The 17,972-nt window shown below is 63.6% G+C and carries 17 protein-coding genes and 1 tRNA gene; 9 read left to right on the forward strand and 9 right to left on the reverse strand.

The window, feature by feature from the left end; genetic code table 11:
• Nucleotides 1-109: 109 nt before the first annotated feature.
• From I6F31_RS28110 to panE, 4 genes are all read left to right on the forward strand, one after another.
• Nucleotides 110-706: a DUF2239 family protein gene (locus I6F31_RS28110; RefSeq protein ID WP_109141984.1), complete on the forward strand. Its 597-nt coding sequence runs from the start codon at nt 110-112 to the stop codon at nt 704-706.
• Nucleotides 707-794: 88 nt separating this feature from the next.
• A complete protein-coding gene (locus I6F31_RS28115; RefSeq protein WP_225186448.1) occupies nt 795-2,144 on the forward strand; it encodes an MATE family efflux transporter in 1,350 nt (449 codons plus the stop codon).
• Between the two features lie 101 nt (nt 2,145-2,245).
• Entirely contained in the window at nt 2,246-2,854 is a 609-nt protein-coding gene (locus tag I6F31_RS28120; protein ID WP_193374950.1) for a 2-hydroxychromene-2-carboxylate isomerase, read from the forward strand.
• Between the two features lie 97 nt (nt 2,855-2,951).
• Nucleotides 2,952-3,875, forward strand: coding sequence for a 2-dehydropantoate 2-reductase (gene panE / locus I6F31_RS28125; RefSeq protein ID WP_057025804.1), 924 nt, complete (start codon nt 2,952-2,954; stop codon nt 3,873-3,875).
• Between the two features lie 86 nt (nt 3,876-3,961).
• Here panE and I6F31_RS28130 read toward each other — a convergent pair whose 3' ends face one another.
• The 6 genes from I6F31_RS28130 to I6F31_RS28155 form a co-directional block, all read right to left on the reverse strand.
• A complete protein-coding gene (locus tag I6F31_RS28130) occupies nt 3,962-4,555 on the reverse strand; it encodes a c-type cytochrome (protein WP_225186449.1) in 594 nt (197 codons plus the stop codon).
• Nucleotides 4,556-4,747: 192 nt separating this feature from the next.
• Nucleotides 4,748-6,022, reverse strand: a complete 1,275-nt coding sequence (locus I6F31_RS28135) for a PQQ-dependent sugar dehydrogenase (protein WP_036003007.1) — start codon at nt 6,020-6,022, stop codon at nt 4,748-4,750.
• A gap of 381 nt (nt 6,023-6,403) precedes the next feature.
• Nucleotides 6,404-7,390 carry an NAD(P)-dependent oxidoreductase gene (locus I6F31_RS28140; RefSeq protein ID WP_225186450.1) on the reverse strand — a complete coding sequence of 329 codons (987 nt, stop codon included), beginning with the start codon at nt 7,388-7,390 and terminating at the stop codon, nt 6,404-6,406.
• 337 nt (nt 7,391-7,727) lie between these two features.
• The gene (locus I6F31_RS28145; protein ID WP_225186451.1) at nt 7,728-8,762 is read right to left on the reverse strand and encodes a serine/threonine-protein kinase; all 1,035 of its coding nucleotides are present in this window, start codon (nt 8,760-8,762) and stop codon (nt 7,728-7,730) included.
• Nucleotides 8,759-9,229, reverse strand: coding sequence for a hypothetical protein (locus I6F31_RS28150; protein WP_225186452.1), 471 nt, complete (start codon nt 9,227-9,229; stop codon nt 8,759-8,761). The genes I6F31_RS28145 and I6F31_RS28150 overlap by 4 nt, the downstream gene beginning before the upstream one ends.
• A gap of 121 nt (nt 9,230-9,350) precedes the next feature.
• Nucleotides 9,351-9,425 (reverse strand) — tRNA-Gly (locus I6F31_RS28155).
• A 271-nt stretch (nt 9,426-9,696) separates the two neighbouring features.
• On the opposite strand from I6F31_RS28155, the gene trxA reads away from it, so the two are divergent.
• On the forward strand, nt 9,697-10,620 hold the full coding sequence (gene trxA / locus I6F31_RS28160) for a thioredoxin (RefSeq protein ID WP_025033093.1): 924 nt from the start codon (nt 9,697-9,699) through the stop codon (nt 10,618-10,620).
• A 105-nt stretch (nt 10,621-10,725) separates the two neighbouring features.
• Nucleotides 10,726-11,403: an LON peptidase substrate-binding domain-containing protein gene (locus I6F31_RS28165; RefSeq protein ID WP_036003016.1), complete on the forward strand. Its 678-nt coding sequence runs from the start codon at nt 10,726-10,728 to the stop codon at nt 11,401-11,403.
• Between the two features lie 136 nt (nt 11,404-11,539).
• Here I6F31_RS28165 and I6F31_RS28170 read toward each other — a convergent pair whose 3' ends face one another.
• On the reverse strand, nt 11,540-14,041 hold the full coding sequence (locus tag I6F31_RS28170) for an EAL domain-containing protein (RefSeq protein WP_109141979.1): 2,502 nt from the start codon (nt 14,039-14,041) through the stop codon (nt 11,540-11,542).
• A 353-nt stretch (nt 14,042-14,394) separates the two neighbouring features.
• On the reverse strand, nt 14,395-14,745 hold the full coding sequence (locus tag I6F31_RS28175) for a hypothetical protein (RefSeq protein ID WP_036003036.1): 351 nt from the start codon (nt 14,743-14,745) through the stop codon (nt 14,395-14,397).
• A gap of 91 nt (nt 14,746-14,836) precedes the next feature.
• Here I6F31_RS28175 and I6F31_RS28180 point away from each other — a divergent pair, with 91 nt between their 5' ends.
• Together I6F31_RS28180 and I6F31_RS28185 are read left to right on the forward strand one after the other, a co-directional pair.
• Entirely contained in the window at nt 14,837-15,367 is a 531-nt protein-coding gene (locus I6F31_RS28180) for a TetR/AcrR family transcriptional regulator (protein ID WP_036003039.1), read from the forward strand.
• A 57-nt stretch (nt 15,368-15,424) separates the two neighbouring features.
• Complete coding sequence (locus I6F31_RS28185) at nt 15,425-15,622, forward strand: Trm112 family protein (protein WP_036003042.1); 198 nt, start codon at nt 15,425-15,427, stop codon at nt 15,620-15,622.
• A 53-nt stretch (nt 15,623-15,675) separates the two neighbouring features.
• On the opposite strand, the gene I6F31_RS28190 is transcribed toward I6F31_RS28185, so the two are convergent.
• On the reverse strand, nt 15,676-16,896 hold the full coding sequence (locus I6F31_RS28190) for a ubiquinone biosynthesis hydroxylase (protein WP_225186453.1): 1,221 nt from the start codon (nt 16,894-16,896) through the stop codon (nt 15,676-15,678).
• Between the two features lie 205 nt (nt 16,897-17,101).
• Here I6F31_RS28190 and tesB point away from each other — a divergent pair, with 205 nt between their 5' ends.
• On the forward strand, nt 17,102-17,965 hold the full coding sequence (gene tesB, locus I6F31_RS28195) for an acyl-CoA thioesterase II (protein ID WP_036003028.1): 864 nt from the start codon (nt 17,102-17,104) through the stop codon (nt 17,963-17,965).
• Nucleotides 17,966-17,972 lie beyond the last annotated feature (7 nt).

Raw genomic sequence — 17,972 nt, forward strand, 5'->3', positions numbered from 1 at the left:
GTTGGTGCCAGCCCGGGAACACATTGTCGAGCCGTCGCTGCTGATATTTTTATCCGGGTATATTGACGCGAGTAATTTACCCGGGTATTAAGAAACCCAGCACCTCAAAATGGCAATGATTCCAATGCAGAAATTTTTCACCGCTTTCCAGGGACAACGCCGCCTGGTGTCCGGGCCGGCTGGAGAGGTTGCGCTGGTCGTCAAGCGGGTGGCGTCACAGCCGGACGAGCCAATCATCATCTTCGAGGACGCCACGGGCCGATCGATCGACTTCGATCTGCGTGGTGGAGATCGCGAGGTGTTGGCGCGCTTGGCGAAGCTTGTCCCGCCGTCGGCTGAGGCGACCGAAGCACCCGCAGAGCCGCGCGGTCGCGGCCGGCCGAAGCTCGGCGTGGTCGCGCGCGAGGTGACCTTGCTGCCGCGGCACTGGGAGTGGCTCAACGCACAGGCCGGCGGCGCTTCGGTCGCGCTGCGCAAGCTCGTCGACGAAGCCAGGCGCGCCAGCGGCGACAAGGACCGCGAGCGGCAGGCGCGCGATGCGGCCTACCACTTCATGTCGACCATGGCCGGCGATCTGCCGCAGTTCGAGGAAGCCTCGCGCGCCCTGTTCGCGGATGACCGGCGACGCTTCACCGGCCTGATCGCCGACTGGCCGACCGACATCCGCGACCACATCGTCAAGCTCGCCTACAGCGACCGCGCTTAAACCGCGCGCCGCTTCTCACGCCCCATCGACGGCCGAGCCGCGCATTGCGCGGCAACGGCTTCGCACGCCCTGATGAAAGGCCAATGCCATGTCTGCCGCAAAGCCGCTCTGGACCACATTCCTCCGCTTTCTCGCACCCCTGATGCTGAGCAACGCGCTGCAATCGCTGTTCGGCACCGTCAGCAACGTCTATCTCGGCCAGATGGTCGGCGTCGGCGCGCTCGCCGCGGTCTCGGCGTTCTTCCCGGTGATGTTCTTCCTGTTCGCCTTCGTCATGGGCCTCAGCACCGGCGCCACCGTGCTGATCGGCCAGGCCTTCGGCGCCGGCGAGCATGGCCGGATCAAGATCATCGTCGGCACGACACTCGCCGTCGGCCTGCTGCTCTCGATAGCGATTGCACTCGTTGGCGGGATCTTCAGCCGGCCCCTGATGGTGATGCTCGCCACGCCCGCGGACATTCTCGATGAAGCCAGCGCCTATGCGCGCATCATGCTGTTGACGATGCCGCTCGGCTTCATCTTCCTGCTGATGACGGCGATGATCCGCGGCGTCGGCGATGGAGTGACACCGCTGCTGGCGCTGGCCTTGTCGACGGCGATCGGCCTGATCCTGACGCCGATGCTGATCCGCGGCACGTTCGGATTGCCGGTGGCCGGCATCACCAGTCCTGCCTGGGCGGCTGCGATCGCGAACACGCTGACGCTGATCGTGCTGGCTGCCTATCTGCTGCGGAGAAAGCACGCGCTCGCGCCGGATGCGACGCTGCTGCGTCACCTCCGGCTGAACGGCGCCGTGCTCGGCAAAGTCCTCGGGATCGGCCTGCCGAGCGCGATCGGCATGGTGGTGATGGCGATCGCTGAGCTTGTGCTGCTCGGCCTCGTCAACGGCTTCGGCTCGAATGCCACCGCGGCCTATGGCGCCGTCAACCAGGTGATGGGCTACACCCAGTTCACGGCGATGTCGATTTCGATTGCGGTCTCGATCCTCGGCGCCCAGGCCGTCGGCGGCGGCGACCGGGCCCAGCTTGACGGCATCGTGCGGATGGGCCTTGCGTTCAATATCGTCCTGACCGGCGGGTTGGTGGCGCTGATCTACCTCGCGCCACGCGCGGTGCTCGGTATCTTCATCACCGAGGGCGCCGTGCTGGATCTGGCGAAGGGATTGCTCAACATCGCCTTGTGGAGCTCGGTGCCGTTCGGGCTCGCCACGGTGTTCTCGGGCGCAATGCGCGGCGCCGGCGTCGCGTTGACGCCGATGCTGCTGTCGATCTTCGCGATCGCCGCAATCGAGCTGCCGGCTGCAATCATCCTCAGCCACACGGTCGGCCTGACCGGCGTGTGGGCCGCCTATCCCATCGTGTTCTGCGCCATGTTGATTCTGCAGATGGGCTATTACCATCTGGTGTGGCGCAAGCGGGCGATGCAGCGCCTGATCTGACGGTCAAAGTATTATGACCGTCATTAAACGATAGACCTGTGGCGCGGCCTGCGCCACAATGAGAAAAAGCCGCTCAGAAAGCCAGGCCAGGGAGAATGATTTTGACCCGCACCGCCCCGCAATTCCTGTTCGATTTCGGTAGCCCCAACGCCTATCTCAGCCATCTGGCGATTCCAGCCATCGAACAGCGGATCGGCGTCAAGTTCGAATATGTGCCGATCCTGCTCGGCGGCATCTTCAAGTCGACCAACAACAAGTCGCCGGCCGAGACGCTCGCCGGCATCAAGAACAAGCGGGAGTTCCAGCAGGTCGAGACCGAGCGCTTCATCAAACGCTTCCATGTCCAGCCCTATGTCTGGAATCCGCACTTTCCCGTCAACACGCTGAACCTGATGCGCGCAGCGATCGCAGCGCAGCTCGAGGGCGTGTTCGAGACATATGTCGAGGCCACCTTCCACCACATGTGGCGCGAGCCTAAGAAGATGGACGATCCCGAGATCGCGGCGAAGGCGCTGGCGTCGTCTGGTCTCGATGCGCAAAAGCTGTTCGCCCGCGCCGGGGAACCCGAGGTGAAGGCCAAGCTGATCAAGAACACCGAGGAGGCGGTCGCCCGCGGCGCCTTCGGCTCGCCGACCTTCTTCGTCGGCAACGAAATGTTCTTCGGCAAGGAGCAGCTGCGCGAAGTTGAGGAAATGGTGTCGGGAAAGTGAAGCGCGCGAATGGCGGGTAGCGAATAGCGAGTGGAAATCGCGCCCACTATTCGCTACTCCCTATTCGCCATTCGCATAGTAAAAGCGGAGTTCTCCCATGCGCATCCTCGTGGTCGGCGCCGGCGCCATCGGCGGCTATTTTGGTGGCAGGCTGTTGCAGGCCGGCCGCGACGTCACCTTCCTGGTTAGGCCGCGCCGCGCCGGCGAGCTCGCGAGCGCCGGCCTCGTCATCAAGAGCCCGAACGGCGATGTGACCTTGAAGAACCCGCCGACCGTTCAAGCCGACGCGATCAAGGACAAATTCGACGTCGTGCTGCTCAGCTGCAAGGCGTTCGACCTCGACGATGCCATCAAGTCGTTTGCCCCGGCGGTGGGGCCGAACACCGCGATCATCCCGATGCTCAACGGCATGAAGCATCTCGACACGCTGGATACGAGGTTCGGCAAGGAGCGCGTGCTCGGCGGCCTCTGCGCCATTGCGGCCACGCTGAACGAGAAGCGCGAGGTGGTGCAGCTCCAGCCGATGCAGTCGCTCAGCTACGGCGAGCGCGACGGCGGGATGTCGGACCGGGTGAAGGCGATCGACGAGGCCTTCAAGAGCGGCATCAATGGCGCCAGCGCCAGCCAGAACATCATGCAGGACATGTGGGAGAAGTGGGTGTTCCTGTCCTCGCTCGCAGCAAGCACCAGTCTGATGCGGACGTCCGTCGGCAATATCCTCGCCGCGCCCGGCGGCCGCGATTTCCTGCTCGGCATGCTGGATGAGACCAGCGCGATTGCCACGGCGTCCGGCTATCCGCCGGGCGGCCCGTTCTTCGATCGCGTCAAAGGCAATCTCACCACCGAGGGCTCGCCGCTGACGGCATCGATGTTCCGCGACATCAAGGCGGGCCTGCCTGTCGAGGCCGACCACGTCATCGGCGATCTCATCGCGCGCGCCGACGCGGCCAAGGTGCCGGTGCCGAAGCTGCGCATCGCGTATACGCATCTGAAGGCATATGAGAGGCAGCGGGCGGGTTAGGGCGTAACCACACATTCGGTGTCGTCCCGGGGCGCGCGCCGCGCGAGCCCGGGATGACGAGCTGCGATTGCCGAAACAGCTCAGCGCTATTTCAAATGCGCGAGATAGTGCGACACGGCGGTAATTTCCTCATCGCTCATGTGATAGGCGACGTCGGCCATCGCGGCGACACCGCCGCCGACACGCTGGCCGGCCTTGTAATCGTGCAGTGCCTTGACGAGATATTCCTCGCGCTGGCCGGCGAGCCGCGCCACCGCCTTGGTGCCGGCATAGCTGTCGGTATGGCATGAGGCGCAGCGGCGGCCGGCGGCAACCTGCGCGCCCTTCTTCGACAGGTCGGGATCCCCGTCCTCGGGTCCCTTCGGCGGCGTCAGCGAGGCGAAGTAAGCGCCGAAATTGCGGATGTCCTCATTGGTGATCCCTTCCACGATCGGCTGCATCTGATCGTTCTTGCGCGCGCCGGCGCGGAAGAACACGAGCTGCCATTGCAGGAATTGATCGGGCTGGCCGGCGAGCGAGGGGATGTTCTCGGTCTGCGAAATGCCGTTCTCGCCGTGGCAGCCGGAGCAGGCGGCGGCCTTCTCCTTGATCGCGGCATTGTCGGCGGCATCGGCTGGGAAGGCGCCGAGCGTCAGGAGCGCAAACACGCTGATTGCGTGCGAAATGAACTGCCGGCGCATGGGGAAGGATTCCGATCTATCGAGCTCGTCATTCCGGGGCGTGCGGAGCACGAGCCCGGAATCCATAACCACGAGCCGGGGTTATGGGTTCCGGACTTGCGCTACCGCGCAATCCGGAACGACAGCATGAGATTTTAAAATTAAGGAGGCTGCGGCACCTCGCGGCCGCCGCAGCTTCTCCGTCAGGTCGCGCTACTTCTTGCTGTAGCTGATGCGATAGATCGCGCCGGCCCAGTCGTCGGCCACGAGGATCGATCCGTCCTTGGCGATGATGATGTCGTTGGGACGGCCGAGATAGCCCTGGTCACCCTCGAGCCAGCCGGAGGCGAAGACCTCCCGCTTCGGGTTCTTGCCGTCGGGTCCGACGATCACCCGCACGATGCGCGCGCCCTGATACTTGTGGCGATTCCAGGAGCCGTGCTCCGCGATCAGGATGTTGTTCTTGTAGTCGGCGGGGAATTGATCGCCGGTGTAGAACTTCATGCCGAGCGGCGCGACATGGGCACCGAGGTTCAGTACGGGCGGCGTGAACTCGGAGCATTTGTGGCCCATCGCGAACTTGTCGTCAGGCAGATTGCCCTGATGGCAATAGGGATAGCCGAAATGCTCGCCGATCCGGTTGATCATGTTCAGCTTGTCCGAGGGCAGATCATCGCTGATCCAGTCGCGGGCATTCTCCGTGAACCAGAGCTTGCCGGTGCGCGGATCGACGTCGCCGCCGACCGAGTTGCGGACGCCGAGCGCCCAGATTTCGGCGTTGCCGGTCTTGGGATCGACGCGCCGGATCTGCGACACGCTGGTCGGCGGAATGCCGATGTTGAAGGGCGGGCCGAACGGCAGGAAGAACCAGCCTTCCTTGTCGACCGCGATGTACTTCCAGCCATGCGCGGCATAGGACGGCATGTCGTCATAAACGACCTTGCCCTGGCCGAGATTGTCGAGATTGGCTTCGGCGTTGTCGTAGCGGATCAGCTTGTCGACGGCGATGACATAGAGCGCGCCGTCCTTGAAGGCGAGACCGGTGGGCATGTTCAGGCCCTTGAGGACGGTCTTGACCTCTTTCTTTCCGTTGTTGTCCTTGATGGCATAGACGTTGCCGAGACCGAACGAGCCGACGAACAACGTGCCCTTGTCACCCCAGGCCATCTGCCGCGCGGCCAGCACGCCGGAGGCGTAGACCTCGATCTTGAAGCCCGGCGGCAGCTTGATCTTCTTGACGATGTTGGCGAGCTCGGCGTCGGAGGCGCCGGTCGGCGGGCCCGACGGCGGCGCGAGGCCCTTCTGCGCCTCGGTCTCGTCACCGAGGAACCAGTCATCCGGCGGATGGGTCCAGAACTCCTTGGTGCTGGAATCGTATTTCTTCAGCGGCTTGTTCTTGTCCTGCTGCTGCGCGTTGCCGGCGCCGGTCCCCGCGAGAAGGGCCACGGCCGCAAGCGCCAACACGGATCGATGGAACATCGATGTCATCGCATCACTCCCCTAAGGCAGCCGTCAGGGCTGCGCATTATTTTCTTTTGCTAGTCGAGAGGCGAAGTCTTGAGCCCGTCGGGACGACAGGCGCAAAAAGGTTAGCACATCTGCCCATCGTGAGAAGCGCGCCGGATGCAGCGCGGCTGCGCGCAGCAAAAATTGAGACGGAATGTCAATGAACGGATGAACGCTGCGACGACCGCGCCTCGCGCTGCAACGCGGAATCAACAGCGCGCGCGCAACGTCGTCAGGCGGTCCGCCGGGGTGGGCATACAAAAGTGCGAAAACAACCCCATGCACAGTAGAACTGCGCAAGTTGATCCGCGCGCGGTGACGCCGGACAATCATTTGAAGCGTCGAGTAAAATAATCGCGGCGCTCACGGGGCGACGGGGTAGGGTCCGTCGTCGAACAGCGTGTCGTGGTAGCCTTTCGATCCGACCTCACGCGCCAGCGTGCTGCGGACGTCGCGGCCATCGCGCAGGCTGCGCAGCACATGCGCGAAGTCGAATTCGGGTCGCCAGCCGAGCTCCCGCCGCGCGCGCTCGTTGACATAGACCCGGTCAATCGCGGGGAAGAGCCGCCAGCCGCGCGCCGCATAGAGCTGCGCGCACTCCGGATAAAGCTCGCGCACGACGCCGGCGGCATCGCGCGCCAGCGCTCCGAGATGACGTTGCTCGAACGGGCTCGTCGCCGAGACGATGTAGCGGGCGAAGCCGATGCCGGGCGCACGCTCGACGGCGAGCAGATGCGCGCTCACCGCGTCCGCGATATCCAGCCGGCGGTAGAGCAGCTCGTTGGCCTGCGCGTTCTCCAGCGTGTAGGCCGACCGCATCGCCGGATCATCGTCGTCCTCCGGAAAGAAGCGCGAGGTCCGCAGAACCACGATAGGTAGCGCGCGCTCGCGAAAGAACAGCTCGCAGAGGTTCTCGGCCATCAGCTTGGTCGTGCCGTAGATGTTCTTCGGCACCGACGGCAGCTCCTCGGTGACCCACACCGCCGCCTGTCCCGCCTCGGGCCGCAGCTGCGAGCCGAACGCGCTGGTCGTGCTGGTGAAGACAAAGCTCTTCACGCCCGCGGCGGCGGCCGCTTCGAGCAGGTTCAGCGTGCCTGACACGTTGGTGTCGACAAAATCCTGCTTGGCATGGGTCGCCACATGCGGCTTGTGCAGCGCCGCGGTGTGGATCACGGCCGTGACGCCGTCCATCTGGCGCCGCACGAAGGCGGGATCGACGATGGAGCCGACGGCATCGGTGAAGGGGGAGGGTTTGAGATCGAGCCCGCGCGTTGGCGAACCTCGCCCGCGGAGGGTCCGGAGAATGGCTTCACCGAGATGGCCAGCGCTGCCGGTAACCAGAAATGTCATTCGAAACCCGATAGAGCTGCCAACCTGGGAAAAACCAGCCTCAACGAGCTGTTAATTAAAAACGCGCAGTATTGACATGCGCCGCTCTGTTCCCTATATGTTCGATTCGAATCATCCTCCGGTAGGGATACCTCCCATGTTTCAACTTCCACGCTGCAGAAGCTGCGGAAGAGCTTGGAAACCGAGGTTGGGTGTAGTCGCGACAAATTCTTACTGTTCACGATGCAGCAATGAGCGAAGGAAACTTGCAGCGCAAGCCTTCGAGCTTCGCCCCTTGCGCGAAGGCGATTTTGACGGTCCATATCTGTTGCCGCGTAAACTGCGTAAGGTCGGCAGCTCAGCCTAGCTTCGTAGCGAACAGCGCTGATAGTTGTTTGTCAGCCGTCCCGTAGTCGAGATTGGTCCCCGACCCAAAGTTCCGACGATTGCCATTCCCGAGAGGTTCGCTTCGTGCATTCCAAGCGAATTTCTTAGGTCCCGACTCATTCAGCTCCACAAAGTAGCGGCGGCCCTTCGCGTCGTGCGTCCAAGTTATCTTACCAGGGACGACGGTACACTTCCAAGGAGGCGTCGTTTTTAGCTTTGAGTATGCGCGCAAGAGTTCACCTCCGCTTTGATAGCGCACCTTGGTGTCATCATTCATCATAGTCCGGATTACAGTCCTCCAAGCTTGGGGAATGTGAGGCAGCCAAGGGAGGGATTTCGCAAAACCTCCTTTGCCAGCAACGTGACGTGGCGGCGGCAATTTTGAGTACCATTCTGCCCCATGAAGCAAGCGGTACATTGTCATTCCGAGGGCCCAAATATCTGTCTTTACGCTCGTTGGACCACCATTAACAACCTCGGGAGCCAAATGGTCGCGGTATCCTGCTGCAGATGCATAGCCGCCCACAATCTTATCGGAAACCAGCCCAAAGTCGCCCAATTGAGCTATGTCTCTTTTGCCCAACAGGATGTTGCCAGGTTTTATGTCCCGATGAATCATTCCGCGCGAATGAAGAGCGACCAATCCCATAGTTACTTGGGTGATATATCGACGAACGTCCGAGAGCATCATTGGCCCGTGCTCAAACAGAGCCTGAAGGGAGCCGCCCGGACACTTCTCCATAACGATCAGGACAGCGTCGCTGCTCTCATCCTCCAATAGAGAATGAACTTTGACGACGTTGGCGTGTTCCGCCTCGCTAAGCCTGCGTCCCTCGGCGAGATGCCCCTCTCGCCTAACCAGCCACTCCGCATCCGACTCGCCTGTGAGTCGTGCGAGACGTTTGACAGCCACCTCATTATGCACGTCATCGGTGCCAGCGAACACCTCTCCAAAGTGCCCACCGCCGAGCTTGTGGCCAAGCTTCAAATTTGATCGCAACGTCATTTCTTTTTGCGCGCCGCGAGGATGATCATAGCAGCTTCGCGGCTGCCGACCCGAAGGTTGGCGCCCACGCATTCCTTCTTCCAAAACGCGCTGTCGGAAAGATACTCGTCTACTTTGCGTTCCCCGAAGGTCTTGCTGATTACGGCCTTTGATTGCAGTTTGACTTCGGTGGCGCGCCGAAGTGCGCACAACACGACTCCTCGCAGCTCCGCGGATTGGAGGTGGGCCTTCTTCGTACCTCCCAAGCTGACCGCACTTTCCTTCACGACCGCGCAGTCAATCCCATTCTCGGTAGCGAAGTCGGTGACTTGCTGAGCCATCACCACGTAAGCGTCAGGGCGATCACCCAATTGGAGAGGCCACGATTGATCCGACTGAATTGTAATTGGCCCGGCGTCGGGCACCTCGGCGTCTACAGCGATAACCAAGTCGCCCGAAACGACCACCCCCAACCAGCGCTCCGTCATGTCGCCTCCCAGCAATTGCGATTACAAACCGCAATATTCTCAACGCACTGAGTCTGCAACCAGGAGTTGGCGGGAAACACCTAGCAGGATGTCGGGTGAATTCCCAAGCTAGGAGAAAAACTGGAGCGGGCGAAGGGGCTCGAACCCTCGACCCCGACCTTGGCAAGGTCGTGCTCTACCACTGAGCTACACCCGCATCCTGTGTCGGTCGCGTGACGCGCCGGCAACGGCTGTCGTATGCCAAAAGCGGGAGGGGAATGCAACAGCTACAGGCGGCCTCAATTCGCAATTCGGACCCCGTATGGAGCCCGAAGCCGGCCAAATCGACCGGAAACGTCTCGGAACCGGCGAATCGGGGTGCCTGGATTGAAATTCGGCCCATTCGGCCCAATTTAGGAGCCGACCACAAGCATATGACGCGGCGGCGTGCTAAAGAGCCGCCATTCCAGACATGACGAGGGAATCCCGTGACGATCATCGACCAGGGTAACGGAGCGGCGGGCCCGGCTGCGGCCGACCTGATCAAGGACACCACCACCCAGACCTTCGTGAAGGACGTCATCGAGGAATCGAAGCGCCAGCCCGTGCTGATCGATTTCTGGGCGGAATGGTGCGGCCCCTGCAAGCAGCTCACCCCCGTCCTGGAGAAGGCGGTGAAGGCGGCCAAGGGCAAGGTCAAGCTGGTCAAGATGAACATCGACCATCATCCGGCGATCCCGGGCCAGATGGGCATCCAGTCGATCCCGGCCGTGATCGCCTTCGTCAACGGCCAGCCGGCCGACGGCTTCATGGGCGCGGTGCCGGAGAGCCAGGTCAACGCCTTCATCGAGCGGCTGACCAAGGGCGTCACCGCGCCGGGCGAGGTCAACGTCGCCGAGATCGTGCAGGAGGCCGACGCGGTGCTCGCCGAGGGCGACGCGGCGGCGGCGGCGCAGATCTATGCCGAGGCGCTGCAGCATGATTCCACCAACATCGCGGCGCTTGCGGGCCTTGCGAAGTGCTACGCCGTTTCCGGCGCGATGGAGCAGGCCAAGCAGACGCTGGCCATGGTGCCGGAATCCAAGCGCAACGACCCGGCCGTGAAGGCCGTGCAGACCGCAATCGATCTCGCCGAGCAGGCGAAATCGCTTGGACCCGTCGCCGAGCTGGAACAGAAAGTCGCCGCAAATCCGCTCGATCATCAGGCCCGGTTCGACCTCGCCACCGCGCTCAACGCCCAAGGCAACCGCGCGGCGGCGACCGAGCAGCTGCTCGAGATCATCAAGCGCGACCGCAAATGGAACGACGACGGCGCCCGCAAGCAGCTGGTGCAGTTCTTCGAGGCCTGGGGCGGCACGGATGATGCAACCGTCGAAGGCCGCAAACGTTTGTCGACGATCCTGTTTTCGTAACGGCCTTTTTTGAGCATGATCTGTTCGGAAAACCGCTCCACACTTTGCGCTAACGCGGTCCTTCGGATCCGGATCATGCGCTAGCAACGCCAGGGGACCGGGCAGATGCCGATCAACATCGAATATCGCGGGCCCGCCGACCTCCCGGAGATCATTCCGGTCTTCCCGCTGCCGGGCGCGCTGCTGCTGCCGCGCGGCCAGATGCCGCTCAACATCTTCGAGCCGCGCTACCTTTCGATGGTCGACGATTCCTTCCGCGACGGCCATCGCCTGATCGGCATGATCCAGCCCGACATCGCGCATTCGCGGAAGGATTCCGATAAGCCGGCGCTGTTCCGCGTCGGCTGCGTCGGCCGCATCACCCAGCTCGCCGAGTCCGGCGACGGCCGCTACATCCTCGAACTCACCGGCGTTTCGCGCTTCAAGGTGGTCGAGGAGCTCGAGGTGCTCACCCCCTATCGGCAGTGCAAGGTGGACTTCTTCGCCTACGTCGACGATTTCACCGCGCGCCGCGGCGAGGAGGAGGTCGACCGCGAGGCGCTGCTGGCGGTGCTGGCGGACTTCCTGAAGGCCAACAACCTCAAGGTCGACTGGGAGGGCGTCGAGAGCGCGCCCAATGAAGCCCTCGTCAATGCGCTCGCGATGATGTCGCCCTACGGCCCCGCGGAAAAGCAGGCCATGCTGGAGGCGCCCGACCTGAAGACCCGCGCCGAGATCCTGATCGCCGTCACCGAGATGGACCTCGCCAAGAAGCGCACTAGCGGCGACCCGCCGCTGCAGTGATCGTCAAGCGACCCAAAGCGCGATGCGATTAGGATGAATCCTCATCGCGCTTTGGGTTTTTTGGTTTGAGCATGATCTTTTCGGAAAACCGCTACACACTTTGCGCTGACGCGGCCCTTCGGGTCCGGATCATGCTCTATGCGGCAAACTCGCCGGCCTCGGCCTTTCGATCCGCAAGCCGTGCGATCGTCGAGGCCCGTATCGGCGGGCTGAGGTGGAAGCCCTGGGCCTCGACGCAGCCCTCCTGGCGCAGGATGTCCAGCTGCTCGGCGGTTTCGACGCCTTCGGCGGTGGACGTCTTACCGAGACTCGTGGCGAACTGGACCACGGCCCGCGCGATCCGATGGGGCTCCTCCATCGGACTGGACAGCTCGCTGACGAAGCTGCGATCGATCTTGATCTTGTCGAAGGGAAACTTCTGCAGAAAACTGAGCGACGAATAGCCGGTGCCGAAATCGTCGAGGGCAATCCGCACCCCGAGCTCGCGCAGCTGGCTGAGTGCTGCGAATACGGTCCCGCTGTCATGCATGATGACGGTTTCGGTGACCTCGAGCTCGAGCCGGTCTGAAGCAATCCCCGACGCCGCCAGTGCGCTCACGATCGTCGACACGAGCTCCTTGCTCCTGAATTGCGCTGGAGACAGGTTGATCGCGATCTTCAGGTCGGAACGCCATTTTGCCGCTTCGGCACAGGCGGTTCTCAACACCCATTCCCCCAGCGGCAGGATCAAGCCAGTTTCCTCCGCGACGGGAATGAATTCGCCGGGCGAGACCAGACCCCGCTCGGGGTGATGCCAACGCAGCAACGCCTCGAAGCCACAGGTCTCGCCGCTCTTCAAATTGACGAACGGCTGGTAGTGGAGCTCGAATTCGCTCCTCGCAAGCGCCTTCCGCAGATCCCGCTCCAGGTTGCGGCGCGCATGCAGGAGCCGGTCCAGCTCCGGCTCGAAGAAGCGGAATGCACCACGTCCGCCGCTCTTGGCCGAGTAGAGGGCAAGATCCGCGCTCCTGAGGATCGTGTCGGAATCGGCGCCGTCTCGGGGCGCAAGGGCGATCCCGATGCTGGTGCCGACAATGACCTGATGATCGCCGAGATCGAACGGCTCGCTGAGCGCGCCATGGATCGCCTCGGCGAGAGAGGCCGCGTCCGCAGCCGGATTGGTCACGTAGTCGACGATTGCGAATTCGTCGCCGCCCAGTCGGGCGACGAACGTCGTCTCCCTGATGCAATCCAGCAAGCGCGCCGCGACTGAGCGCAGCAGCAGGTCGCCCGCCGGATGTCCGAGCGTGTCGTTGACCTCCTTGAAGCGGTCGAGGTCGAGCAGGAGAACCGCCAGATGGAGATTTCCGCCACGCGTATCGGCGAGTGCAGGCTCCAGACGCGCCTTGAGCAGCACGCGGTTCGGCAACTCGGTGAGCGCATCGTGTTCCGCCATGTAGGTGATCTTCGCTTCGGACCGGCGTTGCTCGGTGACATCCAGATGCGTAGCCACCCAGCCGCCGCCGGCCATCGGCTGCCGCGTCACGCAGATCAGCCGCCCATCGGCGAACGCATCGATGCGGCTCGAGACGGCATGGATCGGCAGTGCTTCGAGCCTGGCGATCTGCCGTTCGGCGGCGAAATCGCTGGCCTCGCCTTCGAGTATGCCGCTGGTGACGCGATGACGGATGATGTCGCGGTGCGGAGTTCCCGCACGCAGCAATTCCGGCGGCAGCCGGTACAAACGGGCGTAACGCTCGTTGCAGATGACGAGCCGCTTCCCGGCGTCGAACATGCAAAGGCCCTCGACCATATGGTTGATGGCCGTGTCCAGCCTCAGCTTCTGTTCCTTGAGCTCGTTCTGCGACCCTTCGAGCTGCTGCCGGGCGATGGAGAGCTGGCTGATGATCTCCTCGAACTTGGCGGTTCTGGTCGCCAGACGACGATCGGCCAGCACTCCGATCAGGCTCATGCCCAGCACGGACAATGCGACGCCGGCGATGGCGAGCGCGAGGAAGGCCGGAGACAGCGAAAGCGTATCGGTCGCGAGCGCCGGATCCGGTGTGATCTGCACGGCGCCCATGGCCGTGAAGTGATGCGACACGATGGCGAGCGTCAGCAGGGTGGCGGCTGCCAGCGTGCCGCTATAACCCTGACGGGTGAGCGCTGCCGCCAGCGCAGCGTAGCCAAAACACATGCCCAGAACGATGGAGAGGAGCACGAGGTCCACGGACCAGGAGACTCGGCCCGGCACTTCGAGCGCCCACATTCCGAGATAGTGCATGCTGGCAATGCCGCCACCGATGATGACGCCGCCAGCCGCCGCGCGCCAGCGGCCGGACGTGACGACCGCGACGCCGAAGCCGACCGAGGTCAGCAGCATTGCCGCCGCGAGAGAGGACGCCGTCAACACGATGCCGTAGCCCGTCGTGACCCCGGGCTCGTAGGCGAGCATCGCGACGAAATGCGTAGCCCAAATGCCGTATCCGATGGCCGCGCCGGCAATGGCGATCCAGATCCACCGGGTTCTCCCGCGCGTTGCGATCGCGCGGTGGAAGATGCTGACCGCGACGATGCTGGCAACGAAGCAGACCAGAGCAGCGAGCACGACGAGCCGCCAATCGTGTTCGGCCGTAAGGCAGGAGAAAACGCGGAACATTCAGTTTCGCCCCATCGTCGATATTGTTGATGTTTGTCGATGCTGGACCGGCTAATCGCCCTTCGCGTTAATTTTGTGCCGCGCCTGATCGCATGCTTAGCGGCTTGCCAACACCGTCCGTAAAATTTGATCTGTGGGGCTAACACGTTCCGCGCGCCGGTCGCGCCGGAAGCCCGCTGCGCGCGTTTGCGGATGACTGGAGATGGACGCGGATGCGCTTGCCTCCGGTGATCATCGCGCTGCAGGAGTCCTATCAGCGCCACACCAGCAACGTGGAGCACGACCAGGACGATGACGGCATCCGAAGAATGCCTGGTCGATCGGTAACGGATCAGGTCCGCTTTAGATGAGTTCTAGTACCCGGCAACCGACATCACGACGACCGCACTGAGCGCCATCCAGCCGAAATGCCGGCCCCGCGTCGCCCATGCGTTGGCGAGGGCGGAGCAGCCGAACACGCAGGCCATGGTCGCGACGATCCAGTGACGAGCCGGCTCCGATTGCATCCACGGCGCCGCGATCAGCAGCACGCCACCGCCGATCCAGGCCACGGTCGAGGCCTGCCACACCAGCCGGATCAAGGTGCGGAGGCGCTCCGGTTCGATGCGCGCGCGGGCGAAGACCTTGGCTTCGCCGAGGTAGCCGTGAACGAGCGCAACGGCGATGGTCACGACGCCCGCACACTGGAGCAGCAGATCCCGCATCGACGCCTCCATACACTCATGTATGTTTCGATAGCGTCTGGCCAAGCGCTTGTCAATACACTAGTGTATGGTGCGCTTTTCGGGAAACGACATGAACCAACAGCTCTCCGCTGACGACTGGACTGGCCAGGGCCTCAAGGCCCTGGCCAAGAGCGGCTTCACGGCCTTGAAGGCCGAGCCGCTCGCCAAGGCCATGGGCGTATCGCGCGGCAGCTTCTATTGGCATTTCGCCGATCTCGCCGCGTTTCACGCCGCGGTGCTGAAGCGCTGGCGCGAGATCGCGGCCGAGCGGATCATCGCCGACGTCGAAGCCGCCGGCGACGAGCCGGTCAAGATGCTGCTGCGGAGATCCTTCGGCGCGCGGCTCGACCTCGAACGCGCGGTGCGCAATTGGGCGGCGTTCGATGCGAGCGCGCAAGGGGCGGTGCGTGCCATCGATCGCCGCAGGCTCGATTATATCGAGGAGCTGCTGCAGAAGCGGGGACTCGCCCCGGCAACGGCGCAGGCCCGCGCGCAGATCCTGTACTGGACATTTCTCGGTTTCGCCCTGTCAGGCCCGTCAATCCCGGCCGCGCGGCTGCGGACCATGTTGGACGAGCTCCTGGCGATGGTCTTCGCCTAAAGCGCGATGGCGGGCACGAATTTCTATGCTAAAGGCAAGCAAGTGCCGGAGACTTCCATGAACGCGCCCACCGAACGTCCCGAAGCCAGCGTCGATCCAAAATTGCTGGAGATCCTGGTCTGCCCGCTGACCAAGGGCCCGCTGGAATTCGATGCTGAGCGGCAGGAGCTGATCTCGCGCAGCGCCAAGCTCGCTTATCCCATTCGCGACGGCATCCCGATCATGCTGCCGGAAGAGGCGCGCAAGATCGATTGAGGATGGCGAATAGGGAATGGGTCCACTCGCCACTCGATACTCACCATTCGCCCTTACAACGCCTCGCCCTTCAACAGCCGCGGCACCTCGCCGGTGAGGCCTGCGGCCTGGCGGATGAAGAGGTTCTTCAGCGGCGGGGCGCGGTCGACGAGGCCGAGGCCGATGTCGCGCACCGTGCGCAACAGCGTCGACTGGTTGGAGAACAGGAAGTTCAGCGAGTTGGTGGCGACGCCCATCGCCATGGTGTCGAACCGGCGCCAGCGCTGGTAGCGTTCGAGCACGTCCGCCCCGCCGATATCCAGGCCGAGCCGCGCGGCATCGACCACCACTTCCGCCAGCGCAGCGACGTCCTTCAGGCCCATGTTGAGGCCTTGGCCCGCGATGGGGTGGATGACATGGGCAGCGTCGCCAACCAGCGCGAGGCGCTCGGCGATGAAGGACCGCGCGACGAAATAAGACAGCGGAAACGCCCGCGGCTTGTCGAGCACCTTGACCTCGCCGAGATGCAGGCCGAAGCGCTGCTCTAGCTCGGCGTGGAATTCCTCGTCGCTGAGGGCGATGATGCGCGCGGCCTCAGTGCGGCGCTCGGTCCACACCAGCGAGGAGCGTTTGCCGGTGAGCGGCAGGATCGCGAACGGGCCGGCCGGCAGGAAGTGTTCCTCGGCGCGGCCCTCGTGATCGCGCTCGTGGCCGACGGTGACGACGATGCCGGACTGGTCGTACTCCCAGCCATGAGTGACGATGCCGGCGCGCTCGCGCAGCTTCGACCGCGCGCCATCGGCGGCGACCAAGAGGCCCGCCGCGATCACGCTGCCGTCGCCGAGCGTCACCTCGATGCCGTCAGTGCGCGCATCGTAGGAGGCGACCGGGGTGGCGCGAAGATCGATGCCCTCGGCCTCGGCGCGCACCACCAGCGCATCGATCAGGCGGCGATTCTCGACCATGTGGGCGAACGGCTCGCCCGGCGCGACGTCGCCGGCGAAGTTCAGGAACACCGGGCGGGTGGCGTCCTCGAGCTTGGAATCGGTGACGACCATGTCGAGGATCGGCTGGGCCTCGCCCCGGACGTCGTCCCAGGCGCCGATCGTCTCGAACAGGCGGCGGCAGGCGGCGACGATCGCGGTGGCGCGGGGGTCGCGGCTCGGCCGCGTGCCGAGCGCGGGATCGGCGACGATGATTGGGATCTCGGGCCCGAGCCCCTGGCGTAGCGCCAAGGCCAGCGCAAGGCCGGCAAACGCGCCGCCACCGATGACAATGCTACCCTGTACCGACATACCAAAGCTTCCCGGACAATTCTCGGTCTTGCTAGCAGACTTGAGCTGGGCGAAACAGTGCGGTGAAACGAGGACCGCTAGCCCTTCGTTCCGTCATTCCTGGGCGCGCAACACGCGTACCCGGAATCCGGAGGTTTATCAGCTCAAGATTTTCGGGTTCGCACCGCGTGCGCCCCGGAATGAGGCATCACTGGAAAGCACCATCATGTCCAAAGGACTGATCGACCTCATCGGGATCCTCGACCTCGAGCAGCTCGAGGTGAACCTGTTCCGCGGCAACAGCCCGAAGACGAGCTGGCAGCGGGTGTTCGGCGGCCAGGTGATCGGGCAGGCGATGGTCGCGGCCTGCCGCACCGTGGAGGGCCGGCTGCCGCATTCGCTGCATTGCTATTTCATCCTGCCGGGCGATCCGCAGATCCCGATCATCTATCAGGTCGAGCGCCTGCGCGACGGCAAAAGCTACTCGACCCGCCGCGTCACCGCGATCCAGCACGGCAACGCGATCTTCTCGATCATGGTCTCGTTCCACGCCGAGGAGGAGACTGCGTTCGACCACCAGGACAAGATGCCGGACGTGCCGCCGCCGGAAAAGCTCACGGCGGAGGAGGTGGCGAAGCAGCCGATGTTCAAGGAGATGCCGGACTTCATCCGCCGGTATTACGAATCCGATCGGCCGATCGAGCTGCGCCCGGTCGAGCTCGGCCGTTATTTCGGCCAGAAGATCGACGACGGCCGCATCCACGTCTGGATCAAGACCGCCGCCAAGCTGCCCGACGATCCGGCGCTGCACATGTGCGCGCTCGCTTACGCCTCGGACTTCTCGCTGCTCGATGCGATCATGGCGCGCTATGGCCGCACGCTGTTCGACAAGCGCATGATGCCGGCGAGTCTCGACCACGCGATGTGGTTCCATCGCCCGTTCCGCGCCGACGAATGGCTGCTCTACGCGCAGGATTCGCCGAGCGCGCAATCGGGACGGGGGCTGACCCGCGGCTCGATCTTCAAGCCGGACGGCACGCTGGTCGCCTCCGTCGCGCAGGAAGGCTCGGTGCGCGAACGGAAGGCCTGATCGCTTC

The organism is Bradyrhizobium sp. NBAIM01 (assembly GCF_020194115.1).
Taxonomy (GTDB): domain Bacteria; phylum Pseudomonadota; class Alphaproteobacteria; order Rhizobiales; family Xanthobacteraceae; genus Bradyrhizobium; species Bradyrhizobium yuanmingense.